12 protein-coding genes are annotated in these 23,409 nt (G+C 44.9%); 6 read left to right on the top strand and 6 right to left on the bottom strand.

Features of this window, described 5'->3' with window-relative positions; translation table 11 throughout:
- The first annotated feature begins 80 nt into the window (after positions 1-80).
- The 5 genes from BT_RS22025 to BT_RS22005 all read left to right on the top strand — a co-directional run bounded on the left by BT_RS22025 (position 81) and on the right by BT_RS22005 (position 8,032).
- A complete protein-coding gene (locus BT_RS22025) occupies positions 81-1,268 on the top strand; it encodes an Lnb N-terminal periplasmic domain-containing protein (RefSeq protein ID WP_008764530.1) in 1,188 nt (395 codons plus the stop codon).
- Positions 1,268-2,842 (top strand): alkaline phosphatase family protein, encoded by a 1,575-nt coding sequence (locus BT_RS22020; RefSeq protein ID WP_008764529.1) that lies wholly within the window; start codon positions 1,268-1,270, stop codon positions 2,840-2,842. The genes BT_RS22025 and BT_RS22020 overlap by 1 nt, the downstream gene beginning before the upstream one ends.
- 130 nt (positions 2,843-2,972) lie before the next feature.
- The gene (gene secA, locus BT_RS22015) at positions 2,973-6,293 is read left to right on the top strand and encodes a preprotein translocase subunit SecA (protein WP_008764528.1); all 3,321 of its coding nucleotides are present in this window, start codon (positions 2,973-2,975) and stop codon (positions 6,291-6,293) included.
- Positions 6,294-6,414: 121 nt separating this feature from the next.
- Positions 6,415-7,524 (top strand): DUF6340 family protein, encoded by a 1,110-nt coding sequence (locus BT_RS22010; protein ID WP_008764527.1) that lies wholly within the window; start codon positions 6,415-6,417, stop codon positions 7,522-7,524.
- A 61-nt stretch (positions 7,525-7,585) separates the two neighbouring features.
- Positions 7,586-8,032: a hypothetical protein gene (locus BT_RS22005; protein WP_011109222.1), complete on the top strand. Its 447-nt coding sequence runs from the start codon at positions 7,586-7,588 to the stop codon at positions 8,030-8,032.
- Positions 8,033-8,483: 451 nt separating this feature from the next.
- Here the strand turns inward: BT_RS22005 and BT_RS22000 are convergent, their stop codons facing one another.
- From BT_RS22000 to BT_RS21985, 4 genes are all read right to left on the bottom strand, one after another.
- The gene (locus BT_RS22000) at positions 8,484-10,694 is read right to left on the bottom strand and encodes an alpha-N-acetylglucosaminidase (RefSeq protein WP_008764525.1); all 2,211 of its coding nucleotides are present in this window, start codon (positions 10,692-10,694) and stop codon (positions 8,484-8,486) included.
- Positions 10,695-10,953: 259 nt separating this feature from the next.
- Positions 10,954-12,861, bottom strand: a complete 1,908-nt coding sequence (locus BT_RS21995; RefSeq protein ID WP_070750170.1) for a RagB/SusD family nutrient uptake outer membrane protein — start codon at positions 12,859-12,861, stop codon at positions 10,954-10,956.
- A 13-nt stretch (positions 12,862-12,874) separates the two neighbouring features.
- The gene (locus BT_RS21990) at positions 12,875-16,333 is read right to left on the bottom strand and encodes a TonB-dependent receptor (RefSeq protein WP_008764523.1); all 3,459 of its coding nucleotides are present in this window, start codon (positions 16,331-16,333) and stop codon (positions 12,875-12,877) included.
- A 238-nt stretch (positions 16,334-16,571) separates the two neighbouring features.
- Positions 16,572-17,600 carry a FecR family protein gene (locus BT_RS21985; protein ID WP_008764521.1) on the bottom strand — a complete coding sequence of 343 codons (1,029 nt, stop codon included), beginning with the start codon at positions 17,598-17,600 and terminating at the stop codon, positions 16,572-16,574.
- Positions 17,601-17,730: 130 nt separating this feature from the next.
- On the opposite strand from BT_RS21985, the gene BT_RS21980 reads away from it, so the two are divergent.
- Positions 17,731-18,306: an RNA polymerase sigma-70 factor gene (locus BT_RS21980; RefSeq protein WP_008764520.1), complete on the top strand. Its 576-nt coding sequence runs from the start codon at positions 17,731-17,733 to the stop codon at positions 18,304-18,306.
- 389 nt (positions 18,307-18,695) lie between these two features.
- Here the strand turns inward: BT_RS21980 and BT_RS21975 are convergent, their stop codons facing one another.
- Both BT_RS21975 and BT_RS21970 read right to left on the bottom strand, forming a co-directional pair.
- Positions 18,696-20,591, bottom strand: coding sequence for a sensor histidine kinase (locus tag BT_RS21975; protein ID WP_011109218.1), 1,896 nt, complete (start codon positions 20,589-20,591; stop codon positions 18,696-18,698).
- 116 nt (positions 20,592-20,707) lie between these two features.
- Positions 20,708-23,347, bottom strand: a complete 2,640-nt coding sequence (locus tag BT_RS21970) for a valine--tRNA ligase (protein ID WP_011109217.1) — start codon at positions 23,345-23,347, stop codon at positions 20,708-20,710.
- Positions 23,348-23,409: the final 62 nt, after the last annotated feature.

Raw genomic sequence — 23,409 nt, 5'->3', positions numbered from 1 at the left:
TGGATAAAACGAAGCCTCCGTTTCTACAATCCAACTATTCTTCGTATATTCGCCACCAAAATAATAAACGGGCATTTCTGATGAAACGGACAATTCTATATCCATTACTGACTCTTTATCTGCTTATCTTTTCAAACGGACAAGCCATAGCTTCTGGCAACGACTCCATCCGCCTCAGCCTGCTGACTTGCGCCCCCGGTGAAGAAATATACTCCCTGTTCGGACATACAGCCATCCGCTACGAAGATCCGGCCAACGGAATAGATGCCGTATTCAACTATGGACTATTCAGCTTCAATACTCCCAACTTCATCCTCCGTTTTTCACTCGGTGAGACAGACTACCAGCTGGGAGCTACCGACTACGCCCGTTTCGCGGCGGAATATGCCTTCGACGGGCGCAGCGTCTGGCAACAGACACTCAACCTGAGCAAAGAAGAAAAAGCGGAACTCATCCGACTACTGCAAGAAAACTATCTTCCCGAAAACAGAGTTTACCGGTATAATTTCTTTTATGACAACTGCGCTACACGCCCGCGCGATAAAATAGAAGAAAGCATTGACGGAAAGGTAATATATCCCGCAGAGCCGCAAGACGGTTCGCTATCTTTCCGCGATATCGTACATCAATACTGCAAAGGCCATCCGTGGGCCCGCTTCGGCATCGACCTCTGCATCGGTAGCGAAGCAGACCGCCCCATCACGCAACGCCAAATGATGTTTGCCCCCTTTTACCTGATGGATGCTTTCGCAGGCGCCCAAATCGTCCATGATTCGGTTCAGCGTCCGCTCGTATCCGGCAAGGAGCTGATCGTAGACGCCCTTCCCGAGGAAGAAGAAGGCGGTTGGATGCCCACCCCGTTCCAATGTTCCCTCCTGCTTTTTATACTTACCGCAGCTGCTACTATCTACAGCATCCGCAAAAGGACAGGACTCTGGGGTGTCGACCTTATTTTATTCGGTGCCGCAGGCATCGTGGGCTGTGTGCTGGCCTTCCTCGCCCTATTCTCCGAACATCCGGCTGTCAGCTCCAATTTCTTATTGCTGGTATTCCATCCGGGACAGCTTCTGCTCCTTCCATACATCATTTATTGTGTCCGAAAAGGAAAGAAATGCTGGTATTTGACGCTGAATTTAGTCGTTTTAACACTTTTTATGGTGCTTTTTCCGCTAATTCCGCAGAGATTTGACTTAGCTGTTGTACCTTTGGCACTCTGTTTGCTGATACGTTCAGCGAGCAATTTGATATTGACCTCTAAAAAGAAATAATGAAAGGACTACTAACTTCCCTGATTACCGTACTGACCTTCACCGGGCTACAAGCTCAGTCGTTGCCTACTGCCCCTAAACTTGTGGTAGGACTCACGATTGACCAGTTGCGTACGGACTATCTGGAAGCTTTTTCGTCGCTCTACGGCGAGAGAGGCTTCAAACGCCTTTGGAAAGAGGGAAGAGTATTCCACAATGCAGAATATACATTCAGCGGTGTAGACCGTGCCTCTGCCATGGCAGCCATCTACAGCGGATCAACGCCTTCCGTCAACGGGATCATTTCCAACCGATGGATGGATGTAGCTACCCTACGCCCTGTCAACAGTACGGACGATGCGGCCTTCATGGGTTATTACACCGATCAGACCTGTGCCCCTACCAAATTATTAACCTCTACCATTGCCGACGAACTGAAAATAGCGACACAAGGCAAAGGTATCGTATACGCCATCGCCCCTTTCTGCGACGCAGCCATTTTCGCTGCCGGACATGCAGGAAACGGAGCGTTCTGGATCAATCCCACGACCGGAAAATGGAGCGGAACGACTTATTATGGCGAATTCCCCTGGTGGGCAAGCCAATATAACGACCGTCAGGCCATCGACTCCCGCATCTCCAGCGTCACATGGGAACCGGTTTTCCCACGTGGTATGTACACTTTCCTGCCAGATTGGCGGGACGTAGTGTTCAAATATAAATTTGACGACGACCGCAACAATAAGTTCCGCCGTTTCATCACCAGCCCGTTCGTCAACGATGAAGTAAATGCCCTCGCAGAAGAAGCAATCGGCAAAGGTTCGGTCGGCATGGATGACATTACTGACTTATTGGCACTTACTTATTATGCAGGCAACTATGCGCACAAGTCCGTACAAGAGTGTGCCATGGAAATACAGGACACTTATGTACGCCTCGACCGCAGCATCGCCAACCTGCTTGACCTGCTCGACAAGAAAGTAGGCTTGCAGAATGTGCTTATCTTCGTCACTTCCACCGGATATACGGACAGCGAATCGACGGATTCGGGACTGTACAAAATACCGACCGGAGAGTTTCACCTCAACCGCTGCACCGCCTTGCTGAACATGTTTCTGATGGCCACTTACGGCGAAGGAAAATATGTAGAAGCCTATCACGACCAGCAAATCTATCTGAACCACAAGTTACTGGAACAAAAGCAACTGAACCTGACAGAAGTGCAGGAAAAGTCTGCCGACTTCCTGATGCAGTTCAGCGGAGTAAATGAGGCATATTCCGCCCACCGACTTCTCCTGGGTTCATGGACTCCGGAAATATACAGAATACGCAACGGCTATCACCGCAAGCGTTCCGGCGACCTCGTGATCGACGTGTTGCCGGGATGGACTATCGTCAGCGAAAACGGCAACGAGAACAAGGTGGTACGTCATTCCTATATCCCCGCACCGCTGATCTTCATGGGTCACTCCGTGAAACCGGCCATCATTCAGACACCTGTAACAATCGACCATATTGCGCCTACACTGGCTCATTTCATGCGCATACGGGCTCCCAATGCTTCTTCTTCGGCTCCTATTACCGATCTTCGGTAAAAGATTCCTCACAAAAACCATGCGAAAAACATAAATAAATCAGCATTTTAATGTAACTTTGCGCGGATTTATATATGGAAAAAGCACCGTGCAGACAATCAAGAAATAATAATAAACTAAATAATACAACATGGGATTTAATGAATTTTTAAGCTCGATTTTCGGAAACAAATCCACACGAGACATGAAAGAAATCAAACCCTGGGTAGAAAAGATCAAAGCTGCCTACCCGGAGATTGAAGCACTGGACAACGATGCCCTCCGTGCCAAAACGGAAGAACTCAAAAAATACATCCGCGAATCGGCTACTGACGAACGCGCTAAAGTGGAAGAACTTAAAGCGAGCATCGAAAGCACCGAACTGGAAGACCGCGAAGAAGTCTTTGCACAAATAGATAAGATAGAGAAAGAAATTCTCGAAAAATACGAGAAAGCACTGGAAGAAGTATTGCCCGTAGCTTTCTCTATCGTCAAAGCAACTGCCAAACGATTTACGGAAAACGAAGAAATCGTAGTAACCGCGACTGAATTCGACCGCCATCTGGCTGCCACCAAAGACTTTGTACGCATTGAAGGCGACAAAGCCATCTACCAGAACCACTGGAATGCCGGCGGCAATGATACGGTATGGAACATGATTCATTACGACGTTCAGCTGTTCGGTGGTGTCGTTCTGCACAAAGGTAAGATTGCGGAAATGGCAACCGGTGAAGGTAAAACTCTCGTTGCTACCCTTCCGGTATTCCTGAACGCGCTGACCGGAAACGGTGTGCATGTAGTAACCGTGAACGACTACCTTGCCAAACGTGACTCCGAATGGATGGGCCCGCTTTATATGTTCCACGGTTTGAGCGTAGATTGCATCGACCGCCATCAGCCGAACTCCGACGCCCGTCGTCAGGCATACCTTGCCGACATCACGTTCGGTACCAACAATGAATTCGGTTTCGACTACCTGCGTGACAACATGGCTATCAGCCCGAAAGACCTTGTTCAACGCCAGCACAACTACGCCATCGTCGATGAGGTTGACTCGGTATTGATTGACGATGCCCGTACTCCGCTGATTATTTCCGGTCCGGTGCCGAAGGGCGACGACCAACTGTTCGAACAGCTCCGTCCGCTGGTAGAACGTCTGGTAGAAGCTCAAAAAGCATTGGCAACCAAATACCTTTCCGAAGCCAAACGACTGATTGCCTCCAACGACAAGAAGGAAGTGGAAGAAGGATTCCTTGCCCTTTATCGTAGCCACAAGTGTCTTCCGAAGAATAAGGCATTGATCAAGTTCCTCAGTGAACAGGGTATCAAAGCCGGCATGCTGAAGACCGAAGAAATCTACATGGAGCAGAACAACAAGCGTATGCACGAAGTGACCGAACCGTTGTACTTCGTCATCGAAGAAAAACTGAACAGCGTAGACCTCACAGATAAAGGTATCGACCTGATCACCGGTAACTCCGAAGACCCGACATTGTTCGTGCTGCCGGATATCGCCGCACAACTCTCCGAACTGGAAAATCAAAACCTGACCAACGAACAACTGCTGGAAAAGAAAGATGAGCTGCTGACTAACTACGCCATCAAATCGGAGCGCGTACACACCATCAACCAGTTGCTGAAGGCTTACACCATGTTCGAGAAAGATGACGAATATGTTGTGATCGACGGACAGGTGAAGATTGTAGACGAGCAGACCGGACGTATCATGGAAGGCCGCCGCTACTCCGACGGATTACACCAAGCTATCGAAGCGAAAGAACGTGTGAAAGTAGAAGCCGCCACACAGACCTTCGCAACGATCACTTTGCAGAACTACTTCCGTATGTATCACAAGCTGTCCGGTATGACCGGTACTGCCGAAACGGAAGCAGGCGAACTTTGGGACATCTACAAATTGGATGTAGTCGTTATCCCGACTAACCGCCCGATCGCAAGGAAGGATATGAACGACCGCGTTTACAAAACCAAACGCGAAAAGTATAAAGCCGTTATCGAAGAAATCGAAAAACTAGTGCAGGCAGGACGTCCGGTACTGGTAGGTACGACTTCGGTAGAAATCTCCGAAATGCTGAGCAAAATGCTTACCATGCGTAAGATCGAACACAGCGTACTGAATGCGAAGTTGCACCAGAAAGAAGCTGAAATTGTAGCAAAAGCCGGTTTCAGTTGTGCAGTGACCATCGCTACCAACATGGCAGGTCGTGGTACCGACATCAAGCTGAGTCCGGAAGTAAAAGCCGCAGGCGGTTTGGCCATCATCGGTACGGAACGTCACGAATCCCGTCGTGTAGACCGCCAGTTGCGTGGTCGTGCAGGACGTCAGGGTGACCCGGGTTCTTCTGTATTCTTCGTGTCACTGGAAGATGACTTGATGCGTCTGTTCTCTTCCGACCGTATTGCCAGTGTAATGGACAAACTCGGTTTCCAGGAAGGCGAAATGATCGAGCACAAGATGATCTCCAACTCTATCGAGCGTGCACAGAAGAAGGTGGAAGAAAACAACTTCGGTATCCGTAAACGTCTGTTGGAATATGACGACGTGATGAACAAGCAACGTACCGTTGTTTATACCAAACGCCGCCACGCCCTGATGGGTGAACGTATCGGTATGGATATCGTTAATATGATCTGGGACCGTTGCGCGAATGCGATCGAGAACAATGACTACGAAGGCTGTCAGATGGAACTGCTCCAGACATTGGCTATGGAAACTCCGTTCACCGAAGAAGAATTCCGTAATGAAAAGAAGGACACATTGGCAGAAAAGACATTCAACATTGCCATGGAAAACTTCAAACGCAAAACGGAACGCCTGGCACAAATCGCTAATCCGGTCATCAAACAAGTATACGAAAACCAGGGACATATGTACGAAAACATTCTGATTCCTATCACAGACGGAAAACGGATGTATAACATCTCCTGCAATCTGAAAGCGGCTTACGAGTCCGAATCAAAGGAGGTGGTGAAAGCTTTCGAAAAGTCTATCCTGCTGCACGTTATCGACGAAGCATGGAAAGAAAACCTGCGTGAGCTGGATGAGTTGAAACACTCTGTTCAGAACGCAAGCTACGAACAGAAAGACCCGCTGTTGATCTACAAACTGGAATCCGTAACACTGTTTGACGCTATGGTGAACAAGATCAATAACCAAACTATCTCCATCCTGATGCGCGGACAGATCCCTGTACAGGAAGCTCCGGCAGACGAACAACAGCCACGCCGCGTAGAAGTACGCCAGGCTGCTCCCGAGCAACGTCAGGATATGAGCAAGTATCGTGAACAGAAACAAGACCTCAGTGATCCGAACCAGCAGGCTGCTGCCAGTCAGGATACTCGCGAGCAACAAAAACGCGAACCGATCCGTGCGGAAAAGACGGTAGGACGCAATGATCCTTGCCCATGCGGAAGCGGTAAGAAATATAAAAACTGCCACGGACAGAATGCTTAACAGCAGTCCGATGTAAGATTATAATCTAAAAGAAAGCCTCAAACGGTTAAAAACTGTTTGAGGCTTTCTTTTATTCATCCAAAATAGTACTTTTGCTTAAACTACTAAAGATATCAAGACTATGGCAAAATTCTATTCACTGGCATTTGTTTCTCTGCTACTGTTGGCATTCGGCAGCTGTCAAAGCCTGGAGCAGATTTCTATTGACTATATGCAGCCCGGAGATATGACTTTCCCTTCTCAACTCCGTAAAGTGGCTATCGTGAATAACACCAGCACCGAACCGGATAACAAGCTGATCACACAGACCGAAAAGCCGAAAGAAAACGTACCCGAAATAAGCCACGCCACAGCGTATGCCAATGGTAACGTTAAGATTGCGGCTGAATCGCTGGCGGAAGAAATCGCGCATCAGAACTATTTCGATGTAGTGGTGATCTGTGATTCCGCTTTACGGGCCAATGACAAGTTTCCTCGTGAAAGTACACTGAGTCAGGAGGAAGTCCAACAGCTGACATCAGACTTGGGAGTGGACTGTATCATCGCCATGGAAAACCTGCAATTCAAAGCGACCAAAACGGTTCGTTATATCCGTGATTTTAACTGCTACCTGGGGACAGTGGATGTAAAAGCCTACCCGACGGTGAAAGTATACCTGCCCTCACGCAGCAAACCGATGACTACGCTACACCCCACCGACAGTATCTTTTGGGAAGAATACGGAGGATCGGTAACAGAAACATTTGCACACATGATACCTGATGCACAGATGCTACGGGAAGCTTCTGAATTTGCAGGGACTATCCCTGTCAAACAGCTACTCCCTTTCTGGAAGACAGGCAAACGATACTTGTACACCGGCGGCTCCGTACAGATGCGTGACGCGGCAATCTTTGTCCGTGAAAATTCATGGGACAGAGCTTTCGAACTTTGGGAACAAGTGTACAACGGAACCAAGAAGGAAAAGAAAAAGATGAAAGCTGCCCTCAATATCGCTGTTTATTATGAGATGAAAGACAGCTTGGCAAAAGCAGAAGAATGGGCAGTCAAAGCACAGCAACTTGCCCAAAAAGTAGATAAGAAAAACATTCCCGAAAATGCGGCGTACGCCACCATTGACGATGTACCGAATTACTACCTTACAACCCTTTATGCAAATGAATTGAAGGAACGTAACAGTCAATTGCCCAAGCTAAAAATGCAAATGGAGCGATTTAATGATGATTTTTAAGGAAATCATGCATTGATTATTATTTTTTTTATACCTTTGAGGTAACAAAAAGGAAGAACCTATGAAACTGAGCCAACAATCTCTGTCTACCATCGAATCGGCTATCCAAAAGGCAGCCGGCAAATATGTATGTGGCTGCGACCAGACAGCCGTAACCGATATTCATTTACAACCGGACCAAACATCGGGACAACTCACTATTTATAACGACGATGACGAGGAATTGGCTAATGTAATGATTGAAGAGTGGGCGACTTACGATGGAGATGATTTCATGGAAAATGTAAAGCCCAACCTGAAAAGTACCCTTTGCAGAATGAAAGATGCAGGCGACTTCGATAAAGTAACAATATTAAAGCCTTATTCATTCGTACTGGTAGATGAAGATAAGGAAACAGTTGCAGAGCTGTTGCTGATAGACGATGATACGTTGCTCGTGGATGACGAACTGCTGAAAGGGCTGGATAAAGAACTGGACGAGTTTCTGAAAAACTTGTTGGAGAAATAACTATGTTCGATTGCACGGCATGGCCTTGCCGAAGCAATTATCATTTATAAAAAGAATAATCGGAAGTAAAAGGTATTCCCCTGTTTACTTCCGATTATTCTTTTTTCGTTTTATATGATTCGTACAAACTCAAGTTTCCCTATTAGGAGTGACTAAAAGTCGATAGTGCCTTAAATGGGAATGACTAAAAGTCGGTAGTATCTAAAACTCCCCTCCTTCGGGAAGGAGGGGTGGCTGAAAGCCGGGGTGGTAGGTAAAACAAGGTTGTATCTAATTTACTATGAATGAAAGAATTGCGTATTCACCTACCACCTCCCCCTGCGGGTACTCCTCCTTCCCGAAGGAGGAGAATTAAAATACTATCGACTTTTAGTCACTCCCATTTAAGGCAGCACTACCGACTTTTTAGTCAGCCCTCTAGCTGAAAGCCGAAGCAGTGTAGGTAGATAAATTACTTTGCTTCAATCGCTGTCCGATAAACAGATTTTGCCGTTTCAATTACAGTTTGTGACTTATGATCCGATGAATCAGCTGTTTTGTTTTTCTCCGCCCATGCTTTCTCCATACCATAGAAATTAATCGGTTCTTCCGCTGATTGGTCAAGTTTACCGTCCAACTCCCGTTGTTTCTGCTCAAAGAAGGTTTTCCAACGTTGATAATACAAGTCTTTCAAAATCCCGCTCCACTCCCGATGGGAATAATCATGCAGACCTCCCCGATTGGCAGCTATACTGTCTCCCCAGACCGTGATGAGCGCAGAAGCATTCCATTCGTAAAGTTTCTTTTCTTCTTCCGTGGTTCCCAAAGAACGTGCGGCATTCAGCCATGAAGACACCGAGAACTCCTTTCGGGTGGACAGTAAACTGTCCTGAGCTAATATTAACTCCAGAAACTGTTGTGACTGTTTCCCGAAGCTATCCTTATCTTTCCGATCATAACTCTGAGAAATTTCTTCAAGCAGCACATTCCCCTTATCTGCCAGGCTCTGACGCACCACGTCTACCAAATCATATTCAAAGTTATTATTTCCCTTGTACTGATCTGCAACAGAAAGTAACAAGCGGGCTGCCTTTGCCGTTGAATCAGGTGAATAGAATAACTTAGCATATCCCCATGTCGACGTTCTGTCCTGATGAAATCCCGGACGGGCACACAACAAGGATTCGACTGTCCCTTCTCCCTGATAATTCTTCGGAGCATTGTAAACTGTATGTTCCAGCGCACGCCATGCTTCCGCTACTTCCGGTGACAAATCATTTCCATACCGCGCTTTCAGATACGCTTGCAGCCATGCATCCGGTGCGAACCGTTCTTCCCGCCAAGGAAGTTCATACAGCAATTCAAACATCACCGGATTATTCTCGATTCCTTCCGGAGTAGCTCCTACCCCTCGCAGGGTTTTCCCGTTGACATGTGCACATGCGTTATAATATCCATTCACCAGTTGCTCCATCCGTCCGTGCAGACCGACATTACCGCCAAAGTTAAGCAACATACAATAGAGCCAGTCATGCTTGCCGAAACCTTTCTCCCGATACCACATCGACTCCGGATCACCCCATTGGGGAAGTTTTTCACTATACAAATCCAGTACCAGCAAATCACCGGAATCAAGCGTACTGACCATCGCTTCCCGCGGATTCGCCTGCCATGCCTGCATCACCCACACAGCTTCCGGATTCGCTTTCTTCATAGCACTCATAATAGAAGTTCCCGCCTTTGCCAAGTCTACTCCTTCCGTATTTCCTCCTTCATGAAAGGGGTCCATACTGTAATACTTTGCTTTTCCGTACAGTTTCTCCAACTCCTCATAATACATGGCAGCAAATGAATCGAAATGTTCATCTTCCGTAGAAAGAAAGGCCGGACGAGGGAAACCGCACCATTTACCGGGATCGGCAATCTGATACCCCAATTTCTCTCCGATATTACGGGGAACCATTCCTGCATATCCGGGGAATACCGGTTCAATGCCCAGCTCCCTCATTCGGGCAATGATCTTCTTTTGCAGTGCTTCCTGTTGCCGATACCAACTGTCGGGATTCGGTCCGCCCCATCCTTCCAGATTATTCATCTGCCACCATGCCATAAAGGCAGGACCGGAAATAAACTCATTGATCTCCTCCGTCGTATATCCGATACGTTTCAGCAGATTATACCAGACAACCTCCATCCCTGTTATACTCAAAGGCATATTGATGCCGTGCATCGCCATCCAGTCTATCTCTTTCTCCCAGCGCTCCCAGTCCCAGAAAGCCATGGAGTAGGAATAGGTACAGTAATTCAGGTAATATCGATTCTTCATAGCCGTCGCCTGTCGGATTTTCTTTTGAGGCAGAGGCAGTACTTCCGGCAATTTCTGCGAGGGATTATTCCACGAAAGATGAATACCTGCCACGTATTTCAGGTACCAATTCAAGCCCGTAGCCAGTGAAAGATCGGAGTTTCCGGTTATCAGTACTTTGCCATCCTTGGAGTCTATCTCAAAGTAGTCTTTTGCCGGATCGGCTTCATCAGTAACCAACCGGAAAAGGATTTGATCCTTCGACGTATTCTCCGTCACACGTGCTGCCAATGAATCGATTGGAGCAGACGTAGATTGGCAACTTGTATACATAACAACAGAACCAAATAATAAAAGTAATAGAAGACGCATGTTCATAGTCATTATTTTTTTAAGGGTCATCAAATGTGTTTGAGCGTTTGAGCCTCTAAATATATTTCAAATTTCCGATTACTGAAAATAAAATGTAGTTCTTTTATACTGATACACATTAAATAACCTCCAATATATGAAAAGTCGGAAATATTCGGTTGACTCACCGACTGTTTCCGACGGATAGCATTGGCTCTAATAAAGAAAGAAGATGTGTCAAACAGTTATTTGCACATCTTCTTTCAATTTGTGTTTCAGTTAATTATTACTCCCATCCCGGATTATTGGGGGCCAGTTCTGGGTTTAATGCGATTTCATTAGTAGGCACCTGATACAGATAATACTTATCTAACCAACCTTTACCTGCTACCAAAGGATCATTATACATATAGATAAAACCTTCTTTCTTTCCTGTCGTATCGGCGTATCCTTTTTCAAGATCAACAAACTGTCCGGAGTCGCCAATCTGCTCTTTAGTAGCCCATTGACCGTACTGTATCTTATTGATAAACCAAGGTGCCTTTTTCCAACGACGCACATCGTAGAATCCAAATCCTTCACCCATCAATTCTACCATGCGCTCGCGACGAATCTCCCACAATACAGGGTCTACGGTCTGGTCGCGCTTCGGATCAAATCCGGCATTTATCTCGGCCACTTTCATATGGGCAACTCCCACCCGATCGCGTAACTTATTGATAGTAAGATCAGCAACTGTCTGATTGAAGCCTTCGGCACCTGTACCACCTTTTTCAAATTTAGCCTCGGCATAATTCAACATCACTTCATCAATCTTGAACAAAGGTACATCTGAGGTCCCTTCATTCTCTTTCGAATTATCCCAAACATTATAGTATCTGTACACATAGTTACCGCTACGGGCTACGAGGAAACCTTGTCCGCCATTGTTGGTGAAGAAGTGAGGCATCCCTTTCAATATAGCAGCAGACCAGTTCATCAATGGGAACACTTTATGTTTACCGGCTTCCCCATTTCCACCCCCGAAACCTGTGTAACGGGTAATGCCCATGATATCCATAAACTCACGGTCCTTGGGATCAGAAGTATACTCCCAACTGGTATTATCGGCACTTGGGATCACCTTATAAGGGGGAGCTACAGTCTCCAGCAGACGAAGGTCACGATTGCGGAAGGTAGCATTCATACTATTATCCCCATCCTGCGACCATTCATATTCCGAGCTGTTATGGATCGTTTTACCATCTTTACAAAGATACATGTCGATGATGTGTTGCGGCATTTCCACATTATGGGTGGATGTCCGTTCAACATGCGTCAGTACATAATTAGTCAGTTCTTTTTCTACATATTCCTTATACAGAATGATGCCTTTCATTCCTTTCAGGTCAGATGTCAGCATCTCTCCCCAGTCACTGTTCAGTTCGGGATAAGAATCCATCAGCTTCTTGGAATAAGTGATACAAGCATCAAAGTACTTATCTTCGTCCCCCAAAGCATGATATTTACGCCATGTACCTTCAAAAAGGCAGAAACGGGAAAGAAGAGCACGGACAACGTGCACATTGATCGTATTTTCACCGTCACCTTCTTCTTTTATATGCTCTTCAGCGTATATCAAATCGTTCAATACATGATCGGCAACTTCTTTGCGAGGTGTACGGGGACCATATGCTATTTCCTTATCCGAATCACCCAGTACGCGATCTACCCAAGGCACATCGCCAAAACGAGCTATCAGTTCCGAATAATAATAGGCACGGAAGAAATATCCCACCGAACGCCAATGCTCCTTGTCCGCATCCGTCATCCCTGAGTTATCGATATTTGCCAACATGACATTGACCCGATAGACGAAACTGAATGCCCATCCATTGCCCGATGACGAACTGGATACATTCTGAAAAGCATACGGATTACCGTCACCCTGACGACGCATCAGATAACCTGCATAAATATCGCTTGTATAGGATGTGGCACTGGCATAGGCTCCGTTTGTACCGGGAATACGCAGGATATTAGTATTTGTAAATACTCCGTACAATCCCCAGGCATAGGTCTTGAAAGTATTATAATTACTGAACACTGTCTGCTCCGTCAACGAAGTATCCGGATAGCGTTCCATAAAACTATCGTTGCATGACGTAAATCCGATAGCTGCTGCCGCAAGCATAGTATATATTATTTTTTTCATAACCAATTCTAAATTAAAGAGTAACATTAAAACCAAAAGAAATCGTACGATAGAAAGGATATCCCCATGACAGGCGTTCCGGGTCATAACCCTTCATCAGCTTAGTAAATGTGTGAAGGTTCTCACAACTTACGAACGCTTTCAAACTCGTTAATGTAATAGGTGCCAACCAGCTCTTCGGGAAATTATAACTCAAAGTCACATTCTTAACACGCAGATAAGAGCCATTCATCAGATACTTCGTTTGCGCACGTGTATTGTAACTGGAATTGTTTCCTTGCCCGTAAATACGGAAGTATTCCGCATTCGGATTGGCTGCCGTCCAGTCGCCATTGGCAGAATCTACCGGTTTCCAATAATCCAGCTGGTCTTTAAAGAGTGAACCGAACTGTCCGGAATTAAACGGCCAGCGGCGTGCATCACTGATCCATACATCACGTTTACCTACTCCTTGCAGCAAAACACTCAGATCAAATCCTTTGTAATTGACTCCCAGGTTTATACCATACTGCAAACGCAAAGAGTTATTACCGATTATCTTGCGGTCACCCGGATTGTCAAAGGTTCCGTCTCCCGTATCAATGCGATTCGTACTCGATCCATCATCACGCAAATTCTGGTACTTGATGTCACCGGGACGCGGACTTACTCCATCCACTGTCACCACTCCTTCTTTCAGTTTCCAGGTATTTGTATCTTCAAAGTCATCGGCTGTATAGTAACCATCCGTTACATAACCCCAGATAGAACCGATTTCATATCCTTCATAATAATTATTCGTGCCATCACTTTTCAGGATAATCTTTGATTCATTATGGTATTTGGTAACGACTGTTTTAGAGTCATAAAGATTGAAGCCTACATTATAGCCCCATGCACCGATTCTATCTCTCCACGTCAATGACAATTCCCAGCCTTTCGTACGCAAGTCGGCGGTATTCTGCAAAGGTGCGGAAGCACCTACCACTGACGGCAACTCAGCTCCCGGAGCAAGCATATCTTTCGTATCACGGCGATACCAGTCGAAAGTACTTTGCAGACGTCCGTTCAAGGCAGTTATATCAAAACCAAAGTCCAATGTTTCTACCGTTTCCCAAGTAAAACTATCACTGACCAGTCCCGGAGCATTCAAAGTCAGCGGCTTCGCTCCATTCACCAGCCATGCCACATCCTTCTTTTCCACTTGCGACATGGTCGGAACAAATTTATAAGGATCAATGCCTTGATTACCTATTTGTCCCCAGGTTCCGCGAAGTTTCAGATCGCTTAGCCAGTCACCTGCAACTGGTTTCATAAAGTTCTCGCGGGCAATGTTCCAACCCACAGATACAGAAGGGAAGAAACCGAAACGATTTTTCTTCGGGAATTTAGACGATCCGTCATAACGACCATTGGTCTCAAACAGATATTTGCCTTTATAATCATAATTAACACGATAGAAAGCACCACGAACGGTATACACGCGATGATCATCTGTAATAACCTTATTCTCACCGGTAGCCGTACTATGTGACGGATACTTCTCGTTAATCATATCATAAGAATAAGTATACAATTTCTTCCAGTCACTGGATTCCTGGTTGAAGCCGCCCATTAATGACAAGTTATGTGTGTCATTCCATGAATATCTATAATTAGCATACAGGTTGATGGCATTATAATCAGTACTTTGGTGAGTCGTCTCCAGAGAAGAGGTAGTGGCAGTCTGTATTTTTGCCAGCTCAACCGTTGTATAATCAATGGAAGCCTTATTCACATTCTGATTACTCCATGTCTTGTCAAAAGTATATTCGAATGCCACTTCAAGCCCTTTCAATGGTTTCAATACCGTTTTTGACAGGATACGGGCATTGTCTCTGATTGTATTGTTATCCGTTGCCATTCTCAAAACGTTGGAAGGCGTATTCGTCATCAGGCTGGTGCCGTCAGGCAAAGTCAGGGAGCCTTCGGGATATACAACCGGCAAACGCATATCATACAATCCGGTCTTATCCGAAGTCACAGGCATATTCTTGTCACTCTGAGCATAGCGTATATCTACAGACTGAGTCAGCCACGAAGTGATTTCGGCAGAAATATAGGCACTACCCGACAAACGTTTGTAGCGGTCTTTATCGGTGATCAAAATACCTTGCTCGCTATTATAGCCAAGGGACAGACGATAAGCCAGCTTATCAGTACCACCGCTCAATGACACATTATGCGCTTGCAGAAAACCGTAATCATCAAGCATATTGGCATACAGGTCTTTCTCATTCAGGTAATAATTCAATCCTGTTTCCGGGTCTACATATACCCCGTCTCCGGTAGTCTGGAATTTACCCGGATTCTTACGATATTCGGTCAGGTAGTTCATCCAGGTTTTGATATCTTGCCCAGTGTAGTATTTACCGGCATTGAACTCGCCGTCCAGGTAAGCCTGCATCCACTCCAGCCCGTCAGCCTGTTCCGGACGATTGATAGAACTCTGGAAACCAAAATTATTATTATAATTGACATGAAAACCGTCTCCTTTCTTCGCCTTCTTTGTAGTCACAAGTATTACACCGAAAGCGGCACGCGCACCATAGATAGCGGCCGAGGCAGCATCTTTCAACACAGAAACACTTTCAATATCTTCGGGATTCAACATATCGATATCCCCCGGAACATTATCTATCAACACCAACGGACCACCGCCATTGATAGAAGTCGTACCACGAATATTGAATGATTTGCTCTGTCCCGGACCGGCAGCATCATTATTAGGAGTAATCTGAAGTCCCGGCATCGCACCCTGCAAAGCACTCATGGCATTTACAACAGGACGACTCCCCAGCACATCATCCATCTTTACCTGAGATACCGCACCGGTCAGGTTCGCTTTCTTCTGTACGCCAAAACCAACTACTACCACTTCGTCCAGACTCTGTGTGTCCTCTTTCAGCACTACCGACAGCGTCTTTCCTGGAGTTACTTTCAGGGACTGTCCTTGATAACCAATATAAGAGATTTCAAGAATGGCTTCTTTTGAACCGACATTCAGGATAAAATTACCGTCCATATCAGTGATCGTACCATTGGCGGAGCCTTTTTCTATCACACTGGCACCGATTACCGGTTCACCTGCCGCATCCACCACTCGTCCGCTCACTTTTACCTTTTCCTGATGCGCCTGTTCGACAGATGCCAACTCCGTGGACAGAATGATCTTTTTATCTATTACCTTATATTCTACATTCGTATTTTTAAATACTTCGTCAAGAACTTTAAAGATATCATTACGGTCAGCGGAGATTGTCACCAACCGTTTCAAATTTATATGAGCATTGTTGTAGAAGAAACTAAATTCTGTTTGCTTCTCTATCGCTCTTAATACATCCTCAACTGTCTGATTACGTACATTCATTGTAACCTTTGCAGATTGGGCATAGCTATCTGTCGCATTAGTTAATCCGACAAAGCAAAATAAGAATAAAATAACCAGTCTCATAGTACGTGGGATTTTTTTCGAGGTTAGCCAAAAAGACTTTACCACCCTTAAAACTTGGATGCTAAAATTGTTTTGCATAATTTTGTATTGATTTAAGTTGAAAATGAGTTAACTATGCTTGTCTGCCAAACAAGCATTTTCAATTGATTCATTTTAGTATGGGGAGATCTGCCAAAATCTTCCCATACTTTTTTCTAAGTGGGTTTTGCTTTCATACTACTAAATTGTTAAAGGTTAATCAATAAATCTCTATTATCTCTTTTTTTCTGTCACTTCCATCCTTGTCATCATTGATATGTTTCCAGCGTATTTTGGAGGATACTTTAAAATATTCCAGAATCTTTTCCAAACGTTGATTTGTAAAGGTTCCCGTGAACGAACTATTCTTCAGTTTTTCGTTCTTAATAACGAATTTCACGCTATATCTTCTTTCCAGCATCCATAATGCTTCTTCCAAAGGTGTATTATCAAGAACCACCTCTCCATCTTTCCAAGCCAATTCTGATTTTCCCGAAGTTTTATAAAGGTGGACTTTATCAGTCTCCGAGTCGTACACCAACTTCTCTCTTGGAGACAAGATGATATGTTTCATCACAGCATCTTTTTCGAACATAAAATCTACCTTCCCTTCAATCAAAGTTGTAATAACCTCTGTATTCTGTTCATATGCTTCCACATTGAAACATGTACCCAAGACTTCTATCTGTGATTGATGTGTAGTAGAAAGGATAAATTTCTTTTCCGGATCTTTGGCTACTTCAAAGTATGCCTCACCACTTAACTTCACTTTACGGAAATCACCATTAAAGCGAGAAGGATAAGACAAAGAAGATTCTGAATTCAAATAAGCAATTGTACCATCGGGCAATGTCAACGAAGTTGTCATTCCAGGACTGGTCTTTACTTCCATCATCTCCGCTACCTCTCCGGTATCCCCTTTCCAGTTCTGCCATATAAATAAGGTAAGAAGCGGGATAAACAGAATTGCAGCAGCACGTTGTGCCCACTCCCACCACACTGTCCTTCTCACTTCACGGTCCGACATTTTTCCCTTTACTTTCAGTAAAGCTTTCTCCGTATCAACTTTCTTCATTACCTGAACCGTGTCCACAGCCAAATAAAGAGCAAAAGTCTGAGTAGCAACTCGTTTATTCTCCTCCGACTCGTCCATCCACGCTTCCACTTCCAGACGTTCCCCCTCGCTCAGCCTCCCCTCACAATAACGAGGAAGCAATTCTTCTATTCTATTATTATTTAAATCTTTCATCCCTTATTCCACCTTTTTATTATATGACAAGGCTAAACCAGGACATTCCTAAACGAAAACCTTATTTTTTTCAGAAAATCTTTATTTTATTATAAAAAAGCTATATTTGCAGCAAATAACTATTTAATAAATGGAAGAACTACGCATAAAGAGGAATGATCTTCAATTATCTGAAATACAGCGTGGAGGCCTAAAAGCCTTTGAAACGCTATTCAGGCAATACTATGCAGTGCTATGTGCCTATGGTCATAAATACGTTGACTTCCACGATGCAGAAGAAATAGTGCAAGACTCCCTTCTATGGATATGGGAAAACCGGGAAAACTTAATCATTGAATCATCATTAAGTTCTTATCTCTTTAAAATGGTACATCACAAGGCTTTAAATAAGCTTGCACACATTGATGCCATCAAACGTGCTGATACGCGTTTCTATGAAGAAATGCAAGAGATGATACATGATATGGACTTTTATCAGATTAAAGAGCTAACCAAACGAATTGAAGACGCGGTTGCTGCATTGCCGGAAAGTTACCGGCAAGCATTTGTCATGCATCGTTTCCGGGATATGAGCTACAAAGAAATTGCAGAAACATTGGAAGTGTCTCCAAAGACTGTAGATTATCGTATTCAGCAAGCACTCAAGCAATTACGCATCGATTTAAAAGATTATCTGCCATTGCTGCTTCCTTTACTGTTTCCTTAATATAAGTGACTCCTTCCAATAAATTGGATTCGTACCTATTAAACCTATACCATCCTTCAACTAAATAGAGAAAAACGGTTTCTTTTTAGGTAAAGTTCTTTTTTGCTCTATCAATTAAAGCTATAAAACAGAAAGCAGTAAATCTGTATTTATCTATAGTACAAGCTGATACAGATCATAAATTCTCAACCATTCTCATCATGATGAGAATTTTTTCTCACCACAGTGAGAACTTTTTCTCATCGCAGTGAGAATCTTTTCTCATTGCATTGAGAATTTTTTCTCATTGCGGTGAGAATATTGTCTCATCGTAATAAGCTGATCAAAGTCTTGGAAGTCTGCAATACATAAAACTAACAATCATAAAGGATAAGAAGACAAATACGATGCTATTCCTGCTGATAGGGCAGCGTAAACCAGAAAGTAGAGCCTTTGCCTTCTTCCGATTCAACTCCAATCGTCCCTCCTAATCGGTCGATAATCATCTGACAAATGGAAAGCCCCAAACCGGTTCCCTGAACAAAAGGATTGTATTTCACAAACCGTTCGAATACATGCCTGCATTGCTCTTCTGACATGCCGCAGCCTGTATCCGAAACATAAAAGCAAATTGTATCGGCATCTTTCAGACGATATCCCATTCTGATAGAACCTATCTGAGTAAATTTAATAGCATTGATGACAAAGTTGGAAATCAGTTGTATCAAACGATTCTTATCTGTATAAAGGGTACATTCCGGCAGACGTTCGGTAAAGGTAAGAGTGACAGTTTCTTTTTTCAAGCGAAGCCTCATACTCTGTTCGATTTCTTCCATCGTCTGGTTGACATCTATCAATGACGGGCAGAAGTCAAAAGTGCCGGCTTCAATCTTGGACATGTCCAGAATATCATTGATCAGTTGAAGAAGTAAGTCGGTATTTGTTTCGATGATGTCCGCATATTCGCGCATCTCCTTACGATCTTCTATATCCGGCAACATATTCGAGAAGCCGACAATCGCATTCAACGGAGTGCGGATTTCATGACTCATATTAGCCAGAAAGGCGGATTTCAACTGATTCGCCTGCTCCGCCTTTTCCATTGCCTCACTCAGACGAGTGTATGCCTTGCGAAGAATACGTATATAATAGGCGATCGCTGCTATCAAAATAAGAAGGAAAATGGAACAGGAAAGGATTTCAACACAGTATTGATGAAATATACTTTTAGGTTCGTTGACATAAACAGCTCGTTCAGGATAAAGGTGATAGGGAATATTGTAGGATTCCAGCACCGGATAACAGAGGTAGGCACTCGCCTTCCCTCCTATACTTTCGGAAATGTCCTCCGCCTGTTCTCCATGCAACACACGGTCAATAATTTCAAGTAAGGAATCGCCGAATGATTCTGCAGAAACGTAATAGCCTCCTGCAAAAGTATTATTGGACAGGTCTTCGGAAGAAAGCAGGAACAAGGGAGAGGACGTAAAATTGGTGATAATCTCCTGAATATGATCAAAAAGATAATTATTATCTTCTTTATTATGCGACTCAAACCAGGAATAATAAATAATTCCGGTGTTTGCTTTATAGCTGCGCAAGGTGTCCAGAAGCATTTCTGTTGACAAGTGAGTGGTAGAAAGCAATTCTAAAGGCAGGTTTGGAAAATGCTTTTCAACAGCTTCTTTCACGTCTCCGCGGGTTTCTTCACTGATGTAGCGATCGTCCGAGATAAATGCCAGGCGATCCATATCAGGTATCAGGCTATAGATCAGTTCAACGGTTTCCTTCACATAGTAATGCTGTTTCAGGGTAGTCAGGTTGTAGCCTTTTCTCCACTCTTGGGCGGGGACGCTGTTGGTCTCATTCAACGAGGCATGAGAGAGCAGAATATCCAAGGTAGCAGGCAGGCGGTCACGGGAGTTCGTTATGATCACTGGAACATCTTTCCATAGGTCATCAAATAAAGGACGACAGACAATCCAGCCCGGATCACCAATTATCACAACAGCGGCAGGAGGAAGCGGATATTTCTGACGCAGATGCTCGATGACTGCATTTACCTCCATCGTATCCTGCAAGGCCGGGACAGACAATGATTCCGCTCTGGCAGTTATTCCCTGTTCCTGAAGAACATCGTGCACATACCAATAGAAGTTTCTGGCCCAGGGAAGGTTGAAGTTAATAGAATTCAAAACTAATATTTCTTTATCTGATTTCCCATTATCTGCCAACATAGGGGAAAGGAGTCCTTCGAAAAGAAGAAAGAACGCACCTGTTAAGCATATTCGCAGTAATTGTTTCATTTTGCTGTGTGATTAAAAGTGGAAGCAAAGATAGTATTATTTTTATCTTTTAAAAAGAAAGGCATCCCAAATCTATCGGGATGCCTCTCCATTACATATTTTTATGTATCAGTTCATTATGCCTTTTTTAAAGCTGCGATGCTTTCTTTCAAAGAGCTGATGATACTTTCCGCATCGGCCTGCTTCTTACGTTCCATTTCGAGAACGGCTGCGGGGGCGTTATTGATAAATTTCTCATTACTGAGTTTCTTCAATACACCTTGCAGGAATCCTTCCTTATGTTTCAGTTCAGCTTCCATACGGGCGATTTCGGCTTCTACATCAATCATGTTGCCCAATGGCACAGCGTATTCGGTAGTTCCTACCATGAAGGAAGAAGCACCTTCCGCCTTGCTCTCTACCACTGTAATGGAAGAAAGGTTACACATCTTCTGAATCACCGCATTGAACTCTGCAACCGGATTTTCGCCCAGCACCTGCAAGTCAAGCGGTTCTTTCTGAGCTATGTTCTTTTGCAGACGGATGCTGCGGATATTACTGATAACTCCCTTGACAACTTCAAACTGTGCAACGAATGCGGTGTCTACATAAGTATCCATGCTCAATGCACTTACCATCAGACTTTCTCCTTCTTCCGCATTACGTTCGTACATCTGTTGCCACAATTCTTCTGTGATGAACGGCATAAACGGATGAAGCAGATGCAACAGGTTATCGAGGAAGCAGAGAGTAGCGCTATAAGTGGTACGGTCAATTCCCTGTCCGTAAGCCGGTTTAATCATTTCCAGATACCAGGAAGAGAATTCATCCCAGAATAATTTATAAACAGCCATCAATGCTTCGCTCAGACGGTATTTGCTGAACAAGTCCGCTACTTCGGCTGCTACTTCGTTCTGCTTGGATTCAAACCAGTGGACAGCCAGTTTAGCAGCATCCGAAGCCTGAATATTATCGTCAACCGTCCAGCCCTTGATCAGACGGAAGGCGTTCCATATCTTGCTGCAGAAGTTACGTCCCTGTTCGCAGAGCGCGTCGTCGAAAAGAATATCGTTTCCGGCGGGAGCTGCCAGCATCATTCCCATACGGACACCGTCGGCACCATATTTGTCGATCAGTTCCAACGGGTCGGGTGAGTTGCCGAGTGACTTGGACATCTTACGTCCCAGCTTGTCGCGAACGATCCCTGTAAAGTAAACGTTCTTGAACGGCATCTTTCCTTCATATTCGTAACCCACCATGATCATACGTGCCACCCAGAAGAAGATGATATCCGGTCCGGTCACCAGGTCGCTGGTCGGATAGTAATAGCTGATTTCCTCGTTACCCGGATGATTGATTCCGTCAAACAGGGAGATAGGCCACAACCAGGAAGAGAACCAAGTATCCAGACAGTCTTCGTCCTGACGAAGGTCATCCATCGTCAAAGCAGCGTTTCCTGTTTTCTCTTTGGCTTTTGCCAGCGCTTCTTCGGGAGTAGCGGCTACCACATAGCCACCTTCCGGCAGGAAGTAAGCAGGAATACGATGTCCCCACCACAACTGACGGCTGATACACCAGTCTTTGATGTTCTCCATCCAGTGGCGGTATGTATTCTTATATTTGGCAGGATAGAATTTCAACTCATCGTTCATTACCGGAGGCAATGCCATATCGGCAAAATGCTGCATTTTGAGGAACCACTGCATAGACAATTTCGGTTCGATCACTACATTGGTACGTTCCGAGTAACCTACTTTATTTGTGTAAGCTTCTGTCTTTTCGAGCAATCCGGCAGCATCGAGGTCTTTCTCAATCTGCTTGCGGACGTCGAAACGGTCCATACCGATATATAATCCGGCAGCTTCGCTCAAAGTCCCGTTATCATTGAAGATGTCGATGCTGGGCAGATTATACTTTTCACCCAACATATAGTCATTTACGTCGTGGGCCGGAGTTACTTTCAGACAACCGGTACCGAACTCAATGTCCACATAATCGTCCTCGATGACAGGGATAACACGGTTTACCAACGGAACGATTACTTTCTTTCCTTTCAGCCATGCGTTCTTGGGGTCGTTGGGGTTGATACACATTGCCGTATCGCCCATGATTGTTTCGGGACGGGTCGTTGCTACTACTGCATAGCGGCCTTCCGGATCACCTTCCACCTTATAGCGGAGATAGAACAGTTTTCCGTGCTCTTCCTTGTAGATCACTTCTTCGTCAGAAAGGGCAGTCAACGCTTTCGGGTCCCAGTTTACCATACGGACACCACGGTAAATCAATCCTTTGTTGTACAAGTCTACAAATACTTTCAATACGCTTTTGCTGCGTTCCTCATCCATAGTAAAGGCGGTGCGGTCCCAGTCACAGGATGCACCCAGTTTGCGGAGCTGCTTCAGGATAATGCCTCCGTGCTCTTCTGTCCAGTCCCAGGCATGTTTCAGGAACTCATCACGTGTCAGGTCTGTCTTCTTGATGCCCTGGGCAGCGAGTTTGTTTACAACTTTTGCTTCGGTAGCGATGGAAGCGTGGTCAGTTCCCGGCACCCAGCAGGCATTCTTACCTTCCATACGGGCACGACGAACCAAAATATCCTGAATGGTATTATTAAGCATGTGTCCCATGTGCAACACACCGGTGACGTTCGGGGGCGGAATGACGATGGTGTAAGGTTCACGACCATCGGGTTTCGAACTGAATAAACGGTGTTCCAGCCAATACTGGTACCACTTTCCCTCCACGTCAGCGGGATTGTACTTACTTGCTAATTCCATGTTTCTTTATGTATATGATAATGTATATTCAAAAAATAACGGCTGCAAAATTAATAATTTTA

It is taken from the genome of Bacteroides thetaiotaomicron VPI-5482 (assembly GCF_000011065.1).
Classification (GTDB): Bacteria; Bacteroidota; Bacteroidia; order Bacteroidales; family Bacteroidaceae; genus Bacteroides; species Bacteroides thetaiotaomicron.
Note: the sequence above shows the minus strand (reverse complement) of the source record. Positions and strands in the feature narration are given on the sequence as shown.